The sequence below is a fragment of the Mesorhizobium sp. M0518 genome (assembly GCF_040321125.1).
Lineage (GTDB): Bacteria > Pseudomonadota > Alphaproteobacteria > Rhizobiales > Rhizobiaceae > Mesorhizobium.
Genome location: NZ_JAMYQY010000011.1, coordinates 22244 through 41555, shown reverse-complemented (window position 1 = coordinate 41555; position 19312 = coordinate 22244). Strand labels below are relative to the sequence as shown.

General features: G+C 61.9%; 12 protein-coding genes and 1 tRNA gene. 5 read left to right on the top strand and 8 right to left on the bottom strand.

Going from position 1 to position 19312, the window contains the following annotated elements:
- The first annotated feature begins 77 nt into the window (after positions 1-77).
- From NKI66_RS17440 to NKI66_RS17430, 3 genes are all read left to right on the top strand, one after another.
- Complete coding sequence (locus tag NKI66_RS17440; protein WP_023809165.1) at positions 78-488, top strand: DUF1036 domain-containing protein; 411 nt, start codon at positions 78-80, stop codon at positions 486-488.
- Positions 485-2854, top strand: coding sequence for a M23 family metallopeptidase (locus NKI66_RS17435; RefSeq protein ID WP_023809166.1), 2370 nt, complete (start codon positions 485-487; stop codon positions 2852-2854). Before NKI66_RS17440 ends, NKI66_RS17435 begins: the two co-directional genes overlap by 4 nt.
- A 216-nt stretch (positions 2855-3070) precedes the next feature.
- Positions 3071-4684, top strand: a complete 1614-nt coding sequence (locus tag NKI66_RS17430) for a caspase family protein (RefSeq protein ID WP_023809167.1) — start codon at positions 3071-3073, stop codon at positions 4682-4684.
- A 37-nt stretch (positions 4685-4721) separates the two neighbouring features.
- Here NKI66_RS17430 and NKI66_RS17425 read toward each other — a convergent pair whose 3' ends face one another.
- The gene (locus tag NKI66_RS17425; protein ID WP_127321072.1) at positions 4722-5258 is read right to left on the bottom strand and encodes an OmpA family protein; all 537 of its coding nucleotides are present in this window, start codon (positions 5256-5258) and stop codon (positions 4722-4724) included.
- A gap of 161 nt (positions 5259-5419) precedes the next feature.
- On the opposite strand from NKI66_RS17425, the gene NKI66_RS17420 reads away from it, so the two are divergent.
- Positions 5420-6049, top strand: a complete 630-nt coding sequence (locus tag NKI66_RS17420) for a DUF6931 family protein (RefSeq protein ID WP_245273063.1) — start codon at positions 5420-5422, stop codon at positions 6047-6049.
- Here the strand turns inward: NKI66_RS17420 and NKI66_RS17415 are convergent.
- From NKI66_RS17415 to NKI66_RS17390, 6 genes are all read right to left on the bottom strand, one after another.
- Positions 6031-7275, bottom strand: a complete 1245-nt coding sequence (locus tag NKI66_RS17415; protein ID WP_023809169.1) for a caspase family protein — start codon at positions 7273-7275, stop codon at positions 6031-6033. The two genes, NKI66_RS17420 and NKI66_RS17415, sit on opposite strands and share 19 nt — an antisense overlap.
- A gap of 7 nt (positions 7276-7282) precedes the next feature.
- The gene (locus NKI66_RS17410) at positions 7283-8389 is read right to left on the bottom strand and encodes an OmpA family protein (RefSeq protein ID WP_023809170.1); all 1107 of its coding nucleotides are present in this window, start codon (positions 8387-8389) and stop codon (positions 7283-7285) included.
- A gap of 186 nt (positions 8390-8575) precedes the next feature.
- Positions 8576-8875 (bottom strand): hypothetical protein, encoded by a 300-nt coding sequence (locus tag NKI66_RS17405; protein ID WP_245273064.1) that lies wholly within the window; start codon positions 8873-8875, stop codon positions 8576-8578.
- A 17-nt stretch (positions 8876-8892) separates the two neighbouring features.
- Positions 8893-11442: a caspase family protein gene (locus NKI66_RS17400; protein WP_023809172.1), complete on the bottom strand. Its 2550-nt coding sequence runs from the start codon at positions 11440-11442 to the stop codon at positions 8893-8895.
- 515 nt (positions 11443-11957) lie between these two features.
- Positions 11958-12034: transfer RNA gene (locus NKI66_RS17395), tRNA-His, on the bottom strand.
- A gap of 358 nt (positions 12035-12392) precedes the next feature.
- Positions 12393-12851: a phasin gene (locus tag NKI66_RS17390; protein ID WP_013530255.1), complete on the bottom strand. Its 459-nt coding sequence runs from the start codon at positions 12849-12851 to the stop codon at positions 12393-12395.
- 247 nt (positions 12852-13098) lie between these two features.
- Between NKI66_RS17390 and NKI66_RS17385 the strand changes: the two genes are divergently transcribed.
- On the top strand, positions 13099-16872 hold the full coding sequence (locus NKI66_RS17385) for a PAS domain S-box protein (protein ID WP_023809173.1): 3774 nt from the start codon (positions 13099-13101) through the stop codon (positions 16870-16872).
- Between the two features lie 261 nt (positions 16873-17133).
- Here NKI66_RS17385 and NKI66_RS17380 read toward each other — a convergent pair whose 3' ends face one another.
- Positions 17134-19092: an acetoacetate--CoA ligase gene (locus NKI66_RS17380; protein WP_128302645.1), complete on the bottom strand. Its 1959-nt coding sequence runs from the start codon at positions 19090-19092 to the stop codon at positions 17134-17136.
- Positions 19093-19312 lie beyond the last annotated feature (220 nt).

The following is a 19312-nucleotide window of genomic DNA, read 5'->3' as shown; positions in this document are numbered from 1 at the left end:
GTTTGCCCCACTCGTCTGCCGACCTGCCCATAAAGCAGTGTGAACCGGTTCGCGCCCTGCTCGCCTTGGCGGGCCACATGAAGCTTGCGGTCATCGCGGGCGCCGCGCTGCTGGCTGTGCTGTCATCCGGCGAAGCGCGAGCCGAATTCACGGTCTGCAATCAGACACTCGACGTCGTCAATCTCGCAGTCGGCCAGAAGGTCGACAATGCCGATCAGACAGACGGCTGGTGGACCATCGGCGCCAATCAGTGCGTGAATGTCATTCGCGAGGAACTGACCAACCGCTACATCTACATCTACGCAACGGACGTCTTCGGCCACGCGATCCTGACGGGATCGACCGAAATGTGCATCGAGCGAAGGCGTTTCTCGACCCGCGGCATCGACGAATGCTGGCAACGCGGCCATATCGCGGCGCAATTTCTCGAAGTCGATACGCTCGAACAGGCGCGGTGGACGTTCTTCCTGACCGGAAACAGCCCGTGACGCACACTATCGACACGAGCTTCAGGCAGAAGAAGCAGGCGCGCCTTGCGCTTCGCAGACGCAGGCTCTGGCGCCGGCTGCTTGCCGGTCTTGCCGCGATCATCATGCTGTCGATCGCCGTGGGCTTCTACCTCACCGCCGATTATTGGTCGTTCGGCGACGAAGACGAAGAGCTTCACGCGGTCGAAGGGGTGGACGACGTGCCGGCCGATGCATCGGTCTATGTGCCTGCCATTATCGACCTTGCCGGGGACCCGATGTGGATCACCCTTGCCCCCGACGCCGACGCCACGTCGAGGGGCCGTTCGATCGCGAAGCCGGCGGATCTCGATCAGGCCGGGATTTCTCCGCAGATCGAAATCCTGTCGGATGTGATGCTCAGCGCCAGCGAAAAATTCATGACGACGATACCGTCGACGCAGGAAGACTTCGCATTCTTCCAGGCGCAACGGCAGACCGCCCCGCCGCCGTCCAACGATCTGCAGGACGATCTTCAGCCGCCGGCGGGGGATCTGCAGAACGATCTTCAGCCCTCGCCTGCCCCCAACGAGGCTCCGGCTGCTTCGGGGCAGCAGATGGGCACCGACGATCCCGAAGCCGGCTGGGGTGAAACAATCGATGCAGGCGAAGCAGCCCTGCCCGCATTCCAGAAGACACAGATCGAAAACAACACGAGTGTCGCAACCGTCACGAATGAGTATCAGCGGTTCGAGGCGACCGAAGACACGTTCGTGAAAATCCTCAACGACCGCAGCCTGGACAGCGTTGCGCTCGATGCGCATTTCTCCGTCGAGGACGCCAGGCGGGCGGGCGAAGCGCTGAAGGCGCTTTTCAACCGGGAAGGCCTGGAACCGGGTTATGTCGTCGCCATGCGTGGTTTCAGGCCGACGCGCGAGACGACAACAATGTCGCTCATGCAGGTGTCGATCTACGCCAAGAGCGTCTTTGTCGGCACGCTGACGCGCAACGCCGCGGGTGCATTCGTATCGGGTGTCGATCCCTGGGTCCGCGAAGATCTGTTCAACTATTCGGGTGCACCGGAAGAAGGCACGCACAAGCGGCAATATCGCCTGCTCGACGCAATCTATTCGACGGCGGCGCGCAACAAAGTTCCGACCGGCGTGATCGGCGAAGCGATCATGTACCTATCGAGAGGACGGGACCTGGACGCCTTCGCCAGCGAGGACCAGCGCCTTGTCCTGATCTATTCACAAACGCCGCGCGGCAAGGGCGAGACCGACGGACGCGTGCTGTATGTCGGCGTGCAGGGTGCTGAAAAGAGCTTCGAATGCTTCGTCTTCCAGCAGAGCGACGGTCAGTTTGCATGCGTTACCGGCGACGATCAGATCCGCTCGCTGACGGTCATCAACGGCATGGTCACGCCGGTCAACGGGGTCATGACGTCCACCTTCGGTCCACGCAAGCACCCAATTCTGGGCGTGGTTCGCATCCACAAGGGCGTCGATTGGGCGGCTCCGGTGGGTACGCCGATCGCGGCCGCTTTCGACGGCGAGGTCACCTTCCAGGGCGACGGCGGCGGTTATGGCAACCTGGTGAAGATTGCGCATGCCAACGGACGCGAGACGCGCTACGCGCATATGCAGAAATTCGCGATAGCAAGCGGTGTCGGCACAAAGGTGAAGGCCGGCGACATCATTGGCTATATCGGCACCACCGGCCTGTCGACCGGGCCGCATCTGCATTTCGAACTCTATCAGAATGGCGGGGCGATCGACCCGCTGGGCACGGTGACCGCCGCGGTCGCAACGAGCGATCCTGCTGTCGAAACACTGACCGACCGTATCGTTCATGTCGAAAGTGGTGGCAGCGCCCGCGCCAAGAACCCGCTTTCTTCAGCAACCGGTGCCGGCCAATTCATATCGAAGACCTGGATCAGGATGATGAACACCTACCGTCCCGAACTGGCGCGCACACTTTCAAATGCGGATCTCCTTGCTCTGCGCTACGACTACACGATCTCGCGCGAGATGGTGCGCAATCTTGCGCGCGAGGGTGAAGCCTATCTTCGGGCGCGAGGCCACCAGATCACAGCCGGCCGGCTCTATCTCTGCCATTTCCTGGGCATGGAAGGCGCCCATCAGGTATTGTCGGCGTCGAGTTCGGCGCAATTGAGCGCCGTGCTCGGGTCGGCCGTCATTCAGGCCAACCCGTTCCTCACCGGCAAGACCGCCGGCTATGTCGTGGACTGGGCCGAAAGGAAAATGGGCCGAAAGCTCAGCCCCGCGGGGACCGGCGCAGGCCAACCGGTATCGACCACGACGGAAGTGCGCCAGACGTCGCCAGAGTTCGAAGAATACAAGCAAGCCATCACGGCCGTCATAAGCTCGCTTCAGAATACCCTTTGAACCTGCCCTCGCGGTTCATGAGTTCACCGTCAGACCATTGGTGTTCCGGCTGCAAAGTGTTACTATGGACAACTTTTTTCGGGTCCTTTGTGAACCAAGACCGTGGTCAGGATCACATACGCCCAAGAGCCATTTTGGCATAAGCGACATTGTCGCTGACGAAATTGAGCATGCGCAGACATCAACAGTGCGCCCTGCTGGGCGGAGGGCTGGTCCATGAAAGCGTTCATCGTATTTCTGAGCGGATTTCTCCTTTTTATCCTTGCCGCGTTCAGCGCTGAGGCAGCCGCGCCCGACGCCAAGCGCGTCGCACTGGTCATCGGCAACAGCAAGTATGTTCATGCTGTCGCTTTGCCCAACCCCGCCAACGACGCGCACCTCATCGCCTCCACGCTGCGCAATGCCGGCTTCGAGGTGATCGAGGGGATGGATCAGGACAATGCCGGCATGCACAGCCTCATCAGCCGGTTCACAGAGCAGTCTTACGATGCCGACCTCGCCGTCATCTTTTATGCCGGGCACGGCATGCAGGTCGACGGCAAGAATTTCCTGATACCGGTCGACGCCGAGTTGACGTCGCCGGCCTATCTCAAGACCCGCACCATTCAGGTCGAAGACTTCCTGGCGGCGCTGCCGCCTGATCCGGCGGTCGGCGTCATCATACTCGATGCCTGCCGCGACAATCCACTCGCCAGGACGTTGGCCGCCTCGCTGCCGAAGTCGCGTTCGTTGGGGTCCGGTCTGGCACCGATCGAAGCAAGATCGGACGGCGTAGGCACGGGCGGCATCCTGATCGCCTATGCAACGGATCCGGGCGCCATCGCTTTCGACGGCAACGGCGTCAACAGCCCTTACTCCACGGCGCTCGCCAGGCACCTGACCGAACCCGGCATTGAGATCCAGAGCGCGCTGACGCGCGTGCGCGGCGAAGTGACCGAGACGACGCAAGGTCGCCAGAGGCCTTGGCACAACGCGTCGCTGGGGCGCGAGGTCTTCATTGGAAAACCCGTTGTCGTGGCGGCGCCTGAAGCACAGCCTGCCAATGCCGGGGCGGCAACCGCCCCCACGCTGGTGGTTGGTGACCCGCCTTCCTGGGAAGTCGAGCAGCGGCTCTGGGATGAAGCCTCCAAGCGCAACTCGGTGCCGTTCTACGAGGCCTATCTCGAGCAGTTCCCAAACGGCCGCTTCGCCACGGTGGCGCGGCTGAACATCGACGAATTGAACGACCCGGAAGCCCAGAACCGGCAGGTCGCGGCACTCGATACGGACCAGGCGAACGCCAGTTCCGGCTCCGCAGTGCGCACCTCGGTCGGCGTCCCCGACGAGGTGAAGCAAACACCGGGCACCGAGTTGACGGAAAATGCCATTGGCCTCGACCGCCAGGGTCGCATCGACTTGCAATTGCGCATCGAAGCGTTGGGCAACGAGCTTGGCCGCGTCGACGGAAACATAGGCCCACAGACCCGCCAGGCGATCGGTATCTGGCAGGTGGAGAACGGCCTGCCGCAGACCAGCTATCTGACACGCGAGCAACTTGCATTCCTCGTGATCCAGACTGATCCGATGATGGAAACCGTGCGCGCCAGATATGCTGCCGATCAGGCCCGTGCGACGCAGCCGAAAAAACAGGTGGTAAAGAAGGTCCGCACGCAGAGACCGGTGGCACAGAAACCCCGCAAACAACAGCAGGTCGTTCAGAAGCGGCGCAACCGGGACACAGTGGTGCGGCAGGATGATGATCTTCCGCCGCCCCGGGATAACAACGACTTCCTCACCAAGGCGCTGATCTTCGGCACCGGTGTGGCTGTGGGCGGCGTGCTCAAGAACTGACCGCCGGCGTTCCTGGAACAGTGGCACGCGGTAGGTGCTATTGCGTCTTTATCCGCATTTCCACGCGGCGGTTAGCCGGATCGTACGGGTTGGGGCTGCGCGGATTCTTTTCGCCCATGCCGATCGGGTTGATGCGGGCGGCCTCGACACCATTGGCCGTCAGGAAGGCTGCCACCGATTGCGCTCGCCGTTGCGACAGGCCCTCGTTGTAGTGGACCGTGCCGGTGGCATCGGTGTAGCCTTCGACAACGAAGTTGAATGTGCTCAGCCGCCTGTCCTTCAGGGCCTTGGCGAACTCGTCGAGTTCACTGCGCGCTGTCGCGTCGAGTTCGGCCGAATCCAACCCGAAATTGATCAGCATATCGAGGCTGGATTTTTCGGCCGGCGCGTCTTTTGCCTTGGTCTTGCTCTTGCACTCTTCCTCGGTTCCTACACAAATTCCTCGCGACTTGCCGAGGTCGGCGGCGCCGGCAAAAAACTTCACGATGTCTTCTGATTTCTGAACAGGGTCGGCGGAAGCGTGAGTCGAGAAAAACACGACTGCCAACACCAAGGCTGAACTGCCCCACTGCATAGCGGTTACTCCTATTTGAGCATCCGATTTCGATGGTGGTGATCATACCAAATTCCGGGGCAATTGTCTGTCGATAAACGCCAGGGGATGCGGCGGTGCCGGCAGTTGTTGCAGCGTCACCGGTTGAGACTTGACCCGCGCCGCGCCTGGGGCTTGAGTGGTTGGAGCTTCTCGATGAAGGCGTGGCGGTCATGGCCAATGAGCTCCGATTCAAAACGGCACAGGATCTCTTCATGGCTTGTCCCGCTATTGCCCGGGACATGAGAGCCCTTCCAACCGAACAGCAATCGATCGAGTTTTGCCGCGACCTGCTCGCCGGGCGCGTTCCCGAAGAGGCGATCACGTTCTGTGCCTACCTGCTTCCCGACCGGGCTGCGGTCTGGTGGGCGCATGAATGCCTGAGCCATCTGAGCGAGTTGCTCGATGGAACTGATCACGAGTTGCTCGCCTATGTTCGCGACTGGGTCGGTGAACCGGACAGCCATCGCCCCGCGGTGAGCCAGGCAGAGGCAACGCCGCCAACAACGCCGGGAGCCTGGATTGCCCGGGCGGCGGGATGGCGTGACAATGGTTCCTTTATTGTCGGATCTGTTGTCGGCGCAGAAGCACCATCGGCCTTGCAGCCGTTTCCTGCCGCCCATGCAATCAATGCGGGTGTTCTGGCCGGGCTGGCGCGTGTCGCACTGGTGGACCGCTTTGCCGTTCTTTCCGCGTTTGTCGAAATGGGCATCCAGATGGCCGAGATCGAGGCCCTGCGCCAATCGGCGGATGCTTACTTGCAGCCACCTTGAGCCCATTTGGCAAGCGCCACCTTGAAGCGCGTTCCAAGTGGATGTTGCAGGCGCAAAACAGAAGCATCGTTGGTGGCGAAATTTTTCGCCTGTTCGCATAGCCGTGCCTCGTCCCATTCATGGCAGCCGTCGCAATGTTTGTCCTCCCATACCGACTTGTCCAATCCCTCCACCGGGCTGAACAGGGGTTTGCCCTTGATCAGCTGGGCGATGCTCTTGCCATCGATTGCCGGATCACCGAAATCGATCGGATGGTCGAAAAAGATCGGATCGTCCGAAGCCAGCCTGGGGATCTTCTGACGCAGCACATCGAGCGCAAGCTGGTCGTCACTTTGGCCTGATGCGCCTGCAGCGCCGGTGTTGCTTGCGTCGGAGCCGCCTTCGGTTGGAGGTGCGCTCGCCTCGCCCACGATCAACGGCGCATTGAGATCGACCTTGTGCAGAACGACATCCGTTTTCAGCGAAACGTTGATCCAGGGACGCTGCTTGCCGGAGGTTGCCTTGAAGACGTCGCTGGTGACCCTGTTCATGGCGTCGGTGATGGAGACGTTGGATTCGCCGATACGCTTGAGGAGCGCCGAGGTGAAAGGCGAATGTTCGCCCGACCCGTCATAGGCAAGTTGATTGGGACTGGCGGCGAAAGCGACGAGCGTGCCGGTGCCACCATTCTCTACCGGGATCTCGGCAAGGCCGCTGCTGGCGCCGTTGACGCCCGCGGTCTTGGCCAGCACCTCGGCGAGGGGATTGTCGCGGCAAGCGTCGAGAAACACCAGACTGATGCTGGTCTCTCGCGACATCTGGCGCAAAACGAAATCAACCGACACGGCTTCGAAGTCGACGGAGGTTTCATCTTCCAGCGCAGCGTCGACTGGAAGCAGATAGTTCTTGCCCGCAACCTGCAGGCCGTGGCCGGCATAGAAAAACAGCGCGATGTCGGCACCGCGCACCTGTTTCGCGAACTGCACGATCGTCGCCTGTGTCTGCAGCTTGGTCAGGTCGAAGCCGGAAACGACCTCAAAATCGAGTTTCTTCAAGCGTTCGGCCATGGCCTGGGCGTCGCGCACCGGATTGGCGAGCGGCGCCGCGTGCTGGTACTGGGAATTGCCCAGAACCAGCGCGATGCGGCGCTCGGCACTGGCGGCTGTTACAGTCAAAAGCAAGGCAAGCGCGGCAAGCCCGGCGGCACGAAAGAGGCCACCGCAACAGGCGATCAGATCGGACCTCACCGGAACCTCAGTTCACGGGCTTGGTGGCGGAAAACTCGATCCGCCGATTGAGCGCCTTGTTCTTCGGCGTATCGTTGGCGGCAACCGGCCGCTCCTCGCCATAGCCGGCGGCGCTGACCTGATTGCGCGGAATACCCTCGGCAATCAAGGCGTCGGCAACCGCGTGGGCGCGCCGCTCCGACAACTGCTTGTTTGCGTCCGGCGATCCATCGGAATCGGTATAGCCGGAGATCTCGACCTTCAGGCTTGGGCATTTGCCAACGACACCTTCGACCTCCGTCAGCAATGGGCGGCTTTTCGCATCGAGCCGCGCGCTGGCCGGCCGGAAGTAGATGGCGCCGGTGCGTGAGAGCACGGCAAACCTGTTCAAGCATTCCTCATCGCTGAAGTTCGCCTTGGCGGCGTCGGTGGCAACGGGACCTACATCGGTCGAACTCGCCGCGGCGGTCTGGGTTGCAGCGGGCTTGCTGCCGTCGGCGGTGAAGACGAAATCGAACGACACCGACGCGGTGGGCACGATGTTGGTGACGTTGGCCGCCTGCTGGAGTTTGTCCACGTTCGGCAGCAAGCCGAAATCCTCCACGTGAACCGCGACGGGAGCTTCCGAAGCAACGGAGACCATGTCGTCACTGATCATGGTGACGACGATGCTGGCCTCGAGGTCCTTGTCGACGCCGTGCAGATTGAGACGGAAAGGCAGCGTCGACTTCACCCTGCGTTTTGTCGCGAGATCGGCGAATGCGGCGGGATCCACATTGGCCGTCAGCTCGGCCGTCGGGTATTTGAATGTCTCGAAAAACAGGAAGCGCATGCGGACATTGCGCAGGTCGACGCCGGTATCGACCGAATTGAGGTCGAAGGTGACCTTGGCATCACCCGCCGAGCTGAGCGTGCCGGTGATGTTCCTGATCTTGTTTGTCTCGACGATCGTGTTTTTCTTCACCGACTGGTAGGTGATCACCGAAGCCGTGGGATCAAGCGTCCAGTTCGGCGCTGCGTTGGCGGCTTGCGATGCGAGTAGCAGCAAGCCGGAAAGCGCGACGATCAGGCCAAGACCTCGTGTGGCGGGGCCTTTCAGCCTCGTCTTCCACCAGAATGCGACGACTTCGAACATGGAACGCCCCCTGACCAGGACCACCGTATCGACACGACACCTGGCGAGAGCATAGAGCACTTGCGGCTGGTTGGCGAGCAGTTGCAGCCGGTCTTCCGGTCAAGGTCCGGGGGCAGAGTTGGCGTGTCAAATGGTGGCAGGCGGCCTCGGCGAGCGGTGCCGCGAAACCCTGACCTGCTGTTAGCATTATCCCCAGCCGCCGCCTCCGCCACCAGTGCCACCGGTGCCGCCATTGCCGCCGCCCAAAGGTGGAACGACGACAGGTGCGGTTTCCTCAGTCGGTTCGACGAGTTTCTTGGCGATAGCCTTCTTCTGCCTGGTGATCTTTGGCGTGGTCGTCGTGCGAATGAGCTTCGGCCTGTGCTTTGTCGTCGTCACCGTCGGTTCGGCCTTGGGCGCGGGCGCAACGGACATGCAGCCCGCTACTGCCACCAGAGCGCCGGATAGAACTGTGGCGATCAATGCCTGCTTCACTGCCCTGCCCACGATTGCCTCCTCACTGATCAAAACAAGTCCCGACGCGGATTGGCTTGCTCCCAGACCGCTCTGGCCGCATTGACCAGTTGGTCGTCAAGCGAGCCCTTCGCCGGGATCTTCGACTTGAGTTCGCCACGCAATTGCTTGAGCGCGGCCGTTTTCGTCTTCACTTCGAATTTCGTCAGCGTCGTCTGGGCACCCGGCAATTCCTTGCGAAGATCAAGCGCGACCGCAAAGGCCAGATAGCGCACCGCTATCGTCTGGTCGGCATTGGCGCCCTTCTGCATTTCGAGCGCTGCGCGATCATATGCGCCGGACTGATCGCCGCGTGCCGTGGCCAACTCGAACAGTCTTTGCGCTTCGTCGAGGTTTTGCTCGACACCAACGCCATCCCGGTACATGCGCGCAAGGCTGGCCGGAGCGTAGGGCTGGCCTAGATCCATAGCCTTCTGGAATAGCCCCTGCGCCTGCTTGGGGTCCTTTTCGACACCCACGCCGGCCAGGTAGTTACGGCCGAGAAGGTTCATAGAATACATGTCCTGTCGCTGGACGCCGGCCTCCAGGAAGGCAACTGCACGGGCCGGGTCGGCGGTCACGCCGTTGCGGCCTTCCGTGAAGATCGCGGCGAGATCGTTCATGGCATAGGTGTGCCCCATCGCGGCCGCCTTGAGCAGCAGGTCCAGACCTTTGGCGGTATCAGGCTTGACGCCATAGCCATTGAACAAGGCGCGGCCCCACGACGTCATGCCGTAGGGATCGCCCTTGTCGGATGCCGCGGCGTAAAGCGCGTTGGCCTGCGTGCGGTCGATGACCAGACCGGTTCCCGTCGCATACATGTAGCCGAGTTCGAACACAGCACGCACATGTCCCTTCTTGGCGGCCTCCTCGATGGCTGTCTTCGCTTCCTCGACCTTGCCAGTTGCGAGCAGCGCGCGCCCCAGTTCGTAGCGGAAGCGTGGGACATCGGGATAAGCCTTCACAGCGGCTTCGCAAACCTCCACGGCGCCGGCGCCGATTTCGTTCGGCAGCAGGCCGGGAACGACGCCTTGCAGGTCCAGAGGCTCGCCGGCGGCGGAGTCGCACGGATCGACGGTTGGCGACAGTTTCATCGTGGCGGGCTTGGACGAACTGCTGTCCGCACGGATTTCGAAGCCGACCTCGACCGGCGCGGCTACGCCGATCTGAGGTTCGTAGCGCAGGCGGTCGACTTCAGCGGCCATCAGGCTGGACTGAGGTGACAGGGTTCTGTCGGGGAGCGAAAGGGTTCCTGTCGCGGGATATGCCGAAACTTTGAGACTGACCGCGGGATCGTCGGTCGGGAAATCCAGGTTAAGCGCAACCGGGCCCACGCCAACGGGAACATCAATGTCACGGTTTTCGATCGCCTCGGCGGCACCTGTGATATGAATGCCGCGCTCCACCACCTGTTGCTTTTGCTCGGCCGCGAGCGAGGCCATGACCTGTTCGCCATGGGCGCCTTCGCCGCTTTTGACCCGGAACACCAGGATGCCCTGGCTTTGACCGCCCCAATTGTCATGCGTGGCGTAGGCCAGCATATCCACCTCGTCCTGCGCGTCGACCCCCTTGGGCACATCCATCTGCAAACGCGGCAGGTCCTTGCCCTGGATCGGTTCGCCAACCTCGACAGGTTCGCCGTCCAGCATGAGGCGGCCGAGAGCAGGTGGTCTCTCGATGCTCACGGTGATCGTTCCGCCGTCGACATCGACCGGTTCCGGCAGGCCGAGATCGACTGGGCCCACTCCCGACAACACGATTTTCTCCAGCACCGGCGGCAGCGAGGGGCGGTTGCTGCGGCGCATCAGCACCACTTCGTCGATCAGCGACGAGTTCTCCCAGGGAACCTGCAGGCCTTTTGTTGCCTCCACCACATCCCGGCGCACCGCCGCCATGACCGTGCGGATCTCCTGGTTCGGGGCCAGCGCGCGACGGGAAAACGCCGCCGAAAACGGACTGAGGTCGCCGCTGCCGTCATAGGCCGCCGCCCCAGGCTCGGTGGCAAAGGCAATGAGCGTGTTCAGCGAGCTTCTGACCTGCGCGAGCCCGGCGTTGCCGGAGGTGATAAGCTGGTCTCTCAGCCAGTAATTCTTGCGCGGGAACGGATTGTTGCGGCAGGCATCGAGGACGATCACCTGGATCTTCGATTTCGAACGCATCTGTTCCAGGACATCGTTGAGCTTGATGGCCTGGACCTCGATGTCCGCCGCCTGCTTCAACGAGGCATCGACGGGAATCAGGAAGTTTTCGCCGCCGATCTGGAAACCGTGACCGGAATAGTAGACGACGGCGAGGTCGGCGCCATCGATCGCGGCAAGATAATTGCGGAACTGCTCTTCGAACTGCAGCTTGGTGAGATTGCTTGCAACGAAAACTTCGAACCCTGCCAGTCGAAACGTCTTGGAGACGTCCTCGGCATCCTTGACCGGGTTCTTCAGCGCCGGGAATTGCCGGTAGTCGGAATTGCCGATCACCAGGGCGACCCGTCGATCGGCCGACGCATCGAAGGTCGTAAGGGCCGCTACGAAGAAGACCGCGATGAATCCGCAAAGTCGGAGCATGGCCTGTTTCCACCGTCGCTACCTGATGACCACAAGCCCCCAAGGTTGCGGTATCAAGGCTGTTAAAGAGCTCACAATCAGCCGAGACAGGAACAGAAAACAAAAAACCGTCGCGACAGCAGGCACTTTCCCATCCGATCAGGATCTAAATTACCTCAGAGCCGAGCCATCCGCAATGAGTGTCAAACGGCGCCGGCATGGCTGTCTGGATCCGACGCACCCGCCAAGTCCCAATCCAACGACGGGTGCGCCTGATGCCATCCATCGGCTCCCACGGTGGACGGGAAGCGGTCCACCGAAGCCTTTCCGGTTCGATTTTCTTCGCCAAGAATCCTGCGGTTTCCGACAATGATCATCGCGTGTCGCAAAAAAGCTTTTTGGTATCAATCACTTCGCGTCGCTTCCGAGCGCACCCAGTTCCTATTTGTGATACACATTGTGAGACCTACTGTGATACAAATTATGTCCCAAAGGTAAACTTTTACAATAAATTCAATTACTTACTGGAAAACCGATGGTACCGTTGGCTGGGATCGAACCAGCGACCTCCGGATCCACAATCCGGCGCTCTAACCATCTGAGCTACAACGGCACGTTGCCCGAGCGGATCGAAACAGAAACTCATCCGCCCGCTCTGTCGTTCGGCGATGCGTCCTTACGGGCTTATGGATTCTAATTCAAGGCTTTTGGAAAGCAAAGGTCACTTCCCCACATCGACGCGGCATTTGCCTGGCAAGAAGACCAGGCGCCGGACAAAGAAAAAGGCCGGCGGGAGGAGGTGCCGGCCTTTTCCTGTTACGAGCCAGCGGGAGGAGGTGCTGGCTGGTCACCCCGGGGAGCAGAGGGAGGAGGTTCCACTCACCGGGTATTCCTTGATGGCTGCCATCATACACCCGATCGTTTTTAAGAAAATGCGACCTTTTGTTGCATCTTCCGATCATGCGCAAATGTTAGGCAACCTTGATTTCCTTCATCGCCTTCTCGAAGGCGGTCTTGATCGGCTTGGAGACGTCCTCGGCCGCCTTGGAGGCAACGGCCTGGAAGTCCTTGGCCTGCTCGACGGTCGATTCGACGCGCTTGCGCAGGAAGGCGGTCTGCAGCTCGACGACTTCCGACAGCGACTTGGCGCCGATCAGGGCCTCGAGGTGGGAAAAACCGGCCTCGGCATTGGCACGCAAAGCGGAGATGGTCTTGAGCGACAGGTCGTTGGAAACGGTCTTGGCGGTCTCGTAGGTCGACTCCAGAGCCTTCTGGGTCTCCTCGGCGCCGGTCTTCAGCTTGGCGTAGGCCTCTTTCGACTGCTCAACGCCCTTTTCGGCGAAAGCGCGGATCTGGTCGGTGGCCTTGGAAGCGTCGAAGCTCGGGAATTCAACGTTTTCGATCGTCTCGGCGGTCTTGGTCCTGGACATTTTCCATCCTTTTCAGCGGCAGCGGCTTTGACAGAAAGCCGTCTCGTTCATGTATGATGGCAATATAAAGGCAAATTTTGTGCATTGCAATATCTTTGTTGCAGTGCACCATAAATTTCTTTGGGCCGTTAACCAAGAGCCCAGATTCCGGCCTTTGCACGTTCTGGCTTGTGGACCTTCGCGCCTCCGGCTTTTATTAACAAAGCGTTAACTGCAAAATCGCCGCTCCGTGAGGTCCGCCAAGCGCATGCCGTCCGAATACTCCTTCCTCGATGTCGCCGTGCTCGACGCGGTCCGCCAGCGCTTTGCGGCAGGCGACGCGATCGCGATCCTGTCGGCGGATCTGGAGCAGGTGATCTGGGCCAACGGGCCAGGAGCCGCGATGTTCGGGTATCCCGACATCGAGGCGATCATCGGCGCCTCGGCGCAGTTGCCCGTGATCGCCAGGCGCCAGATCATGGCGACCAGCGGATTTCCCGAGATTGGCAGTGACCGCGCCATCATGGTGCGGCTGGCGACCGGAATGACCAGCCGCGCCGTCGGCTTCCTGGCCAGTGCGGTGACCATGCCGGACGCCGAAAAGGCGATCATGCTGGCAGTCCCGGCGGCTCAGACCGGGTCACGCAATGCCAGCGAAATCGCCGCGCGCGCCATTAGCGGCTTCACCGAGGATGGTCATTTCATCGCCTTTGTCGATGCCAGGGGCAGCGTCGAGGCGGCCTCGGAAGGATTTTCGGCACTGGGCATCCTGCCGGAGACGCTGGCGGCACTGGTTGCCGACGTCGCAGCCGAGAGCGACCGCATCGTCAAGCGCCTTGTCCCCGGCGGCACGGCCTCCTATCCAGCGGGGCTGGCAAGATTGACCGAGGAGCGGCATCTGCTGGTGGTGATTGACGAGGACCAGCTCGACGACACCGCCCCTGCGGGCGAACATCCTACGCAAACCATTGCCGAGACGGCACCTGCTGGCGACGCGGCCTCCCAGCCGGAACAGGGTCGCGAGGCACCGACCGACGAACCGAGCGCCTCGCAGCCGGCCGGCGACATCGCCGCATCGCAGCAGCATGGGATCGCCGATGCGATCGGACAGGCGCCGACGGCGGCCAACGGCGATCAGCCGGCAGCAGAGCGTATGCCCGCGCAGCACGACCATTGGTACTTCAACGCCGGCGAAGACGGAGGGCAACAGGCGCCGCGACCTGCCGCGTCCGGACCTGAAGCGCCTCAAGAGCCGGCCGCCCTGGAAGTCCAGTCCACGGCCACGCCGACGACCGTCTCGGCGATAGACAGCGCAGCGGCGCCGGTGCGCTTCGTCTGGCGCACCGATGCCGAAGGCAAGTTCAGCGCGCTGTCGCCGGAATTCGCCGACATCGTTGGCAAGCCGGCGGCCGACGTGATAGGCCGCCGCTTCAGGGATGTCGCCGCTACATTCGGCCTCGACCCCTCCGGCGAGATATCGGGGCTCCTCGAACGGCGCGATACCTGGTCCGGGCGCTCCGTGCTGTGGCCGGTCGTCGGCACCGATCTGAAGATACCGGTCGACCTGGCGGCGCTGCCTGTCTATGGCCGCAGCCGCGCCTTCGAGGGTTTCCGCGGCTTCGGCGTCGCCCGCGCCAGCGACGCGGTCGTCGATCCGGAGGCCATCGGCATGGCGCTGGTGCCCAATAGCCAGGCGCCGGCAACGCCGGAACCACAAGCCATCCAACCCGCACCCGAACAGCCGAACGCTGAGGAGCCCAAGGCCGAGGACACGCAGGCATCGGATCCGTTCAAGGGCGAGGTGCCGGCGTTGACTATCGTGCCGAAACAGGAGCGGCGCTTTGCCGACAAGGTGATCCGGCTCGCCGAACACCGCCAGCCAGCCAATGACAAGGGTCTGTCGACCCTGGAACGCAGCGCGTTCCGCGAAATCGGCGAGCGGCTGAAGAAGGATAGTGCTCCGGTCGAGCCGCCTGAGGCTGAGACTGCGGAGGCGTCGACAGCGGAGGCCGAGGCTCCGGTCAAGCCGTCCGACGACCCGATGCACAGCGGCGTCATCCCTGCGTCAGGGCCAGAGAACGAACCGGTCGAGCCACCCGATGTCGATGCCGAAGACGAGCGGGATCTGGTACGGCTTGACGGTCACGCGGACGAAGCGGCTCGTGAAGCCCCCCCTGGGATGAATGTGACGGGCTCGTTGCTCGACTATGCCGGCCAAGATGACGAACGTGGCCCCGTGGCGGCGGAACCAGAGAACACCGCTGCCGTTTCGCCCGGCGAAAAGCCTGAAGCCACTGACGCGACACATGATGGCCTCGATGACGACAGCATGACGTCAGCAGATTTTCGCGATGCCGAAGACAGTGAGGATTGGGCGCAGCCCGACGAGGAAGCCGCGCCGCCCGACGAGCAGGCGGTTGCCGAGGAAACCGTCAATGCAGGCGGCGACGCGGCGGAAATACGCGTCGAGCGCCCTCGCCTGCAGGTGCCGCCGCTCAAGGCCGAAGGGTTCGTACCGTCGGCGTTTTCCGCCGGAGATGAACACAAGGCTCCGGACACGTCGCTGCTCGGCAAGCTGCCCGTGCCGCTGCTCATCCATTCCGGAGACCAGTTGCACTATGCGAACGAGGAATTCCTCAGCCTGACCGGCTACGAGGCGCTTGACGATCTGGCGGATGCCGGCGGCCTCGGCGCGTTGTTTGCCGACCCCTACGCCGATGACGGCGTTTCCGACGGCACCGATCGCGCGCTGCGGTTGAAAACACGTGACGGACAGGAATTCCCGATCGAGGCCATTTTGCGCTCTGTCCCCTGGCGCGACGGCAAGGCGCTGATGCTGGTCGTGCGACGCTCCGGCGAGGATGATGCGCCGGCGAGCCTGCATGTGGTTGGCGACGAGCAGACGCAGCCGGACATTTCCGAGCTCAAGGTGCGCATCGCCGAGATGCGCACCATTATCGACACCGCCACCGACGGCGTCGTGCTGATCGGCCGTGACGGCACCATCCGATCGATCAGCCGGCCGGCTGAAGCGCTGTTCGGCTTCGACAGCGACGATGTGACCGGCAAGCCGTTCGCCTCGCTGTTTGCGATTGAAAGCCAGCGCGCGGCACGCGACTATCTCAATGGGCTGTCCGAGCCCGGCGTGGCGAGTGTCATGAACGACGGCCGCGAGGTGATCGGGCGCGAATCGCAAGGACGCTTCATTCCGCTGTTCATGACCATCGGCCGGCTGCCCAACGACAGCGGCTTCTGCGCCGTCGTTCGCGACATCACGCAGTGGAAGCGGGCCGAAGAGGACTTGACGCAGGCACGTGCGGTGGCCGAGCGCGCGTCCTCGCAGAAGACCGATTTTCTGGCCCGCATCAGCCACGAGATCCGCACCCCGCTCAATGCCATCATCGGTTTTTCGGAATTGATGGTCGACGAGAAATTCGGACCTGTCGCCAACGACCGCTACCGCGACTATCTGCGCGACATCAACCGCTCGGGCAATCATGTGCTCGACCTGGTCAACGACCTGCTCGACATCTCCAAGATCGAGGCTGGCCAGCAGGAGATGGCCTATGAGGCGGTGTCGCTCAACGACACGCTGGCCGAAACGGTGGCGATGATGCAGCCGCAGGCCAACCGCGAACGGGTCATCATCCGCTCCAGCTTCGCTTCGCGGCTGCCGGAAGTGGTGGCGGACCTGCGCAGCGTGCGCCAGATCGCGCTCAACATCCTGTCGAATGCCATCCGCTACACCCAGGCCGGCGGCCAGGTGATCGTCTCGACCGCCTATGAGACGTCGGGCGACGTCGTCATGCGGGTGCGCGACACCGGCATCGGCATGAGCCATGCCGAGATCGAGCAGGCGCTGAAGCCGTTCAAGCAGATCAACGCCCTGAAGCGCGGACGCGGCGACGGGACCGGGCTTGGACTGCCGTTGACCAAAGCGATGGTGGAAGCCAACCGTGCCCGGTTCACCATCAATTCGACACCGGGCGAAGGCACCCTGGTCGAGGTGGCTTTTCCGTCGACCCGTGTGCTCGCGGAATAGGTCAGCCCTCTACGGTCCCGATAAAAAGAAAAGGCGCCCAAAGGACGCCTTAAGAGATGGGATTGCTGTCACAACGGGGGCTTGAGCGAATTCGGATCCTCGGGGCTGAGGAACGGGATTTCTCCCTCAAGTTACGTGCGACTATCGACGCCGGACCTTAACAACTCCTTACCGGGGCGCCGGAAAATTTACGAATGTGTACCACTCATGAAATCTAGGTAAATTCTAGCGAGATATTTCGTTAACCATGCCGGCTGCCAATTACTCGGCCAGCTGAGGCAGGTTCTTGAACAGCTCGAGCGCCTCTGGATTGGCGAGCGCCTCCTTGTTCTTGATGGCGCGGCCATGCACGACATCGCGCACCGCGAGTTCGGTGATCTTACCCGACTTGGTGCGGGGAATATCCGACACGGCAACGATCCTGGCCGGGACATGGCGGGGACTGGCGCCACTGCGGATCTTAGCGCGGATGCGTTTTTCCAGATCGTCGTCGAGCTGCACGCCGGCGGCTAGCCGCACGAACAGGATGACGCGCACGTCGTTGTCGAAGTCCTGTCCGATGCACAATGCTTCCAGGATCTCAGGCATCTGCTCGACCTGATTGTAGATCTCCGCCGTGCCGATCCTCACCCCGCCCGGGTTGAGCGTGGCGTCGGAGCGGCCATGGATGATGAGGCCGCCATGCTCGGTCCATTCGGCGAAATCGCCATGACACCAGACATTGTCGAAGCGCTCAAAATAGGCCGCCCGGTACCTCTTGCCATCGGGGTCGTTCCAGAAGCCGATCGGCATAGCCGGAAAGGCTTTTGCGCAGACCAGCTCACCCTTTTCCTGCCGGACCGGCCTGCCGTCGTCGTCCCAGACATCGACTGCCAGGCCGAGGCCGGGTCCCTGGATCTCGCCGGTCCAGACCGGCTGCGTCGGCACGCCGAGCACGAAGCAGGAGACGATGTCGGTGCCGCCGGAGACCGAGGCCAGGTGCACGTCCTTCTTGATGCCGTCATAGACGAAGCGAAAATCTTCCGGCGACAGCGGCGAGCCGGTGGAGGAGATTGCCCGCACAGTGGCCAGATCATGCGTGCGGATCGGCTTGAGACCAGCCTTGCGCACAGAATCGATGAATTTGGCCGAGGTGCCGAAAAAGGTCATCTTCTCGGCATCGGCGAAATCGAACAGCACATTGCCGTCGGGATAGAAGGGCGAACCGTCATAGAGCAGCAGCGTGGCACCCGAAGCGAGCCCCGACACCAGCCAGTTCCACATCATCCAGCCGCAGGTGGTGAAGTAGAAGAAGCGGTCGCCATCGGTGAGACCGGCATGCAGCCGGTGTTCCTTGACATGCTGGATCAGCGTGCCGCCGGCCGAATGGACGATGCATTTGGGAATGCCGGTCGTTCCCGACGAAAACAGGATGTAGAGCGGATGCGAAAACGGCAGCGGCTCGAAAGTGACAGGCTTGCCGGCGAAGGGCGACAGCGCCTCTTCCAGCGCTACCGCCTTGTCGATGGTCCCGGCGACATCGCTCGATGTGCCGAGATAGTCGACGACCAGGATCTTGCGGACAGTGCCGAGCTTGGCCGCGACCGCGGCGATCTTGTCGGCGACTTCGATCGCCTTGCCATTGTACCAATAACCATCCGGCGCGATGAAGACGACGGGCTCGATCTGGCCGAACCTGTCGAGTACGCCCTGCTCGCCGAAATCGGGAGAGCAGGACGACCAGACGGCACCGATCGAGGCGGCGGCCAGCATGGCGGCGACGGTCTCCGGCATGTTGGGCATCATGGCGGCAATGCGGTCGCCCTTCTTCACCTTGAGCGACAGGAAAAGCTGCTGCAGCCGCGAGGTCAGCGCGTGCAACTCGTTCCAGGACAGCCGGCGCTCGACCTTGTCTTCGCCGCGAAACACGATTGCGTCGCCTGAGCCGGTCTTCTTCAGCAGATTCTCGGCGAAATTCAGTGTCGCATCGGGAAAGAAAGAAGCGCCGGGCATCTTGTCGCCGTCGACGAGCAGGTTATCGCCCTTGTCGCCGACGATGCCGCAGAAATCCCAGATCAGGCTCCAGAACCCTTCACGGTCCTCGACCGACCAGGCGTGAAGCTGCGAATACGAGGAAAACGCTACGCCGGCTTTCACTCCGGCGGCCTTGGTGAGGGCGGTCAAGGGTGCTGCGTCAATCTGGTCTTGCGTCGGGGTCCAGAGCGGTTGTCCGGCAGCCATGATCGTTCCTCCACGGTCGCCATCGCTTATGCATATCGCAGCGCAGCAGAGCAAGATTTTGTTCGGCTGATGCGACCAGATGTGCGCAAATGCCATCGCCGGGCCATAAAGACTTGAAATGCCTCAGCCCTAAGTCGTAGTGACAACTTGAAGTCGTGGTGGCGGCCGGAAGTGTGGTCACGACTGCAGTCGTAGTGACGACTGGGGGTCGTGGTGACGA

Bases quoted from the DNA above. Each gene is read 5' to 3' on its own strand.
- NKI66_RS17425 (WP_127321072.1), bottom strand. From the start codon at position 5,258: ATGCAGTGGGGCAGTTCAGCCTTGGTGTTGGCAGTCGTGTTTTTCTCG.
- NKI66_RS17380 (WP_128302645.1), bottom strand. From the start codon at position 19,092: ATGGCTGCCGGACAACCGCTCTGGACCCCGACGCAAGACCAGATTGAC.
- NKI66_RS17390 (WP_013530255.1), bottom strand. From the start codon at position 12,851: ATGTCCAGGACCAAGACCGCCGAGACGATCGAAAACGTTGAATTCCCG.
- NKI66_RS17385 (WP_023809173.1), top strand. From the start codon at position 13,099: ATGCCGTCCGAATACTCCTTCCTCGATGTCGCCGTGCTCGACGCGGTC.
- NKI66_RS17400 (WP_023809172.1), bottom strand. From the start codon at position 11,442: ATGCTCCGACTTTGCGGATTCATCGCGGTCTTCTTCGTAGCGGCCCTT.
- NKI66_RS17410 (WP_023809170.1), bottom strand. From the start codon at position 8,389: ATGTTCGAAGTCGTCGCATTCTGGTGGAAGACGAGGCTGAAAGGCCCC.
- NKI66_RS17430 (WP_023809167.1), top strand. From the start codon at position 3,071: ATGAAAGCGTTCATCGTATTTCTGAGCGGATTTCTCCTTTTTATCCTT.
- NKI66_RS17440 (WP_023809165.1), top strand. From the start codon at position 78: ATGAAGCTTGCGGTCATCGCGGGCGCCGCGCTGCTGGCTGTGCTGTCA.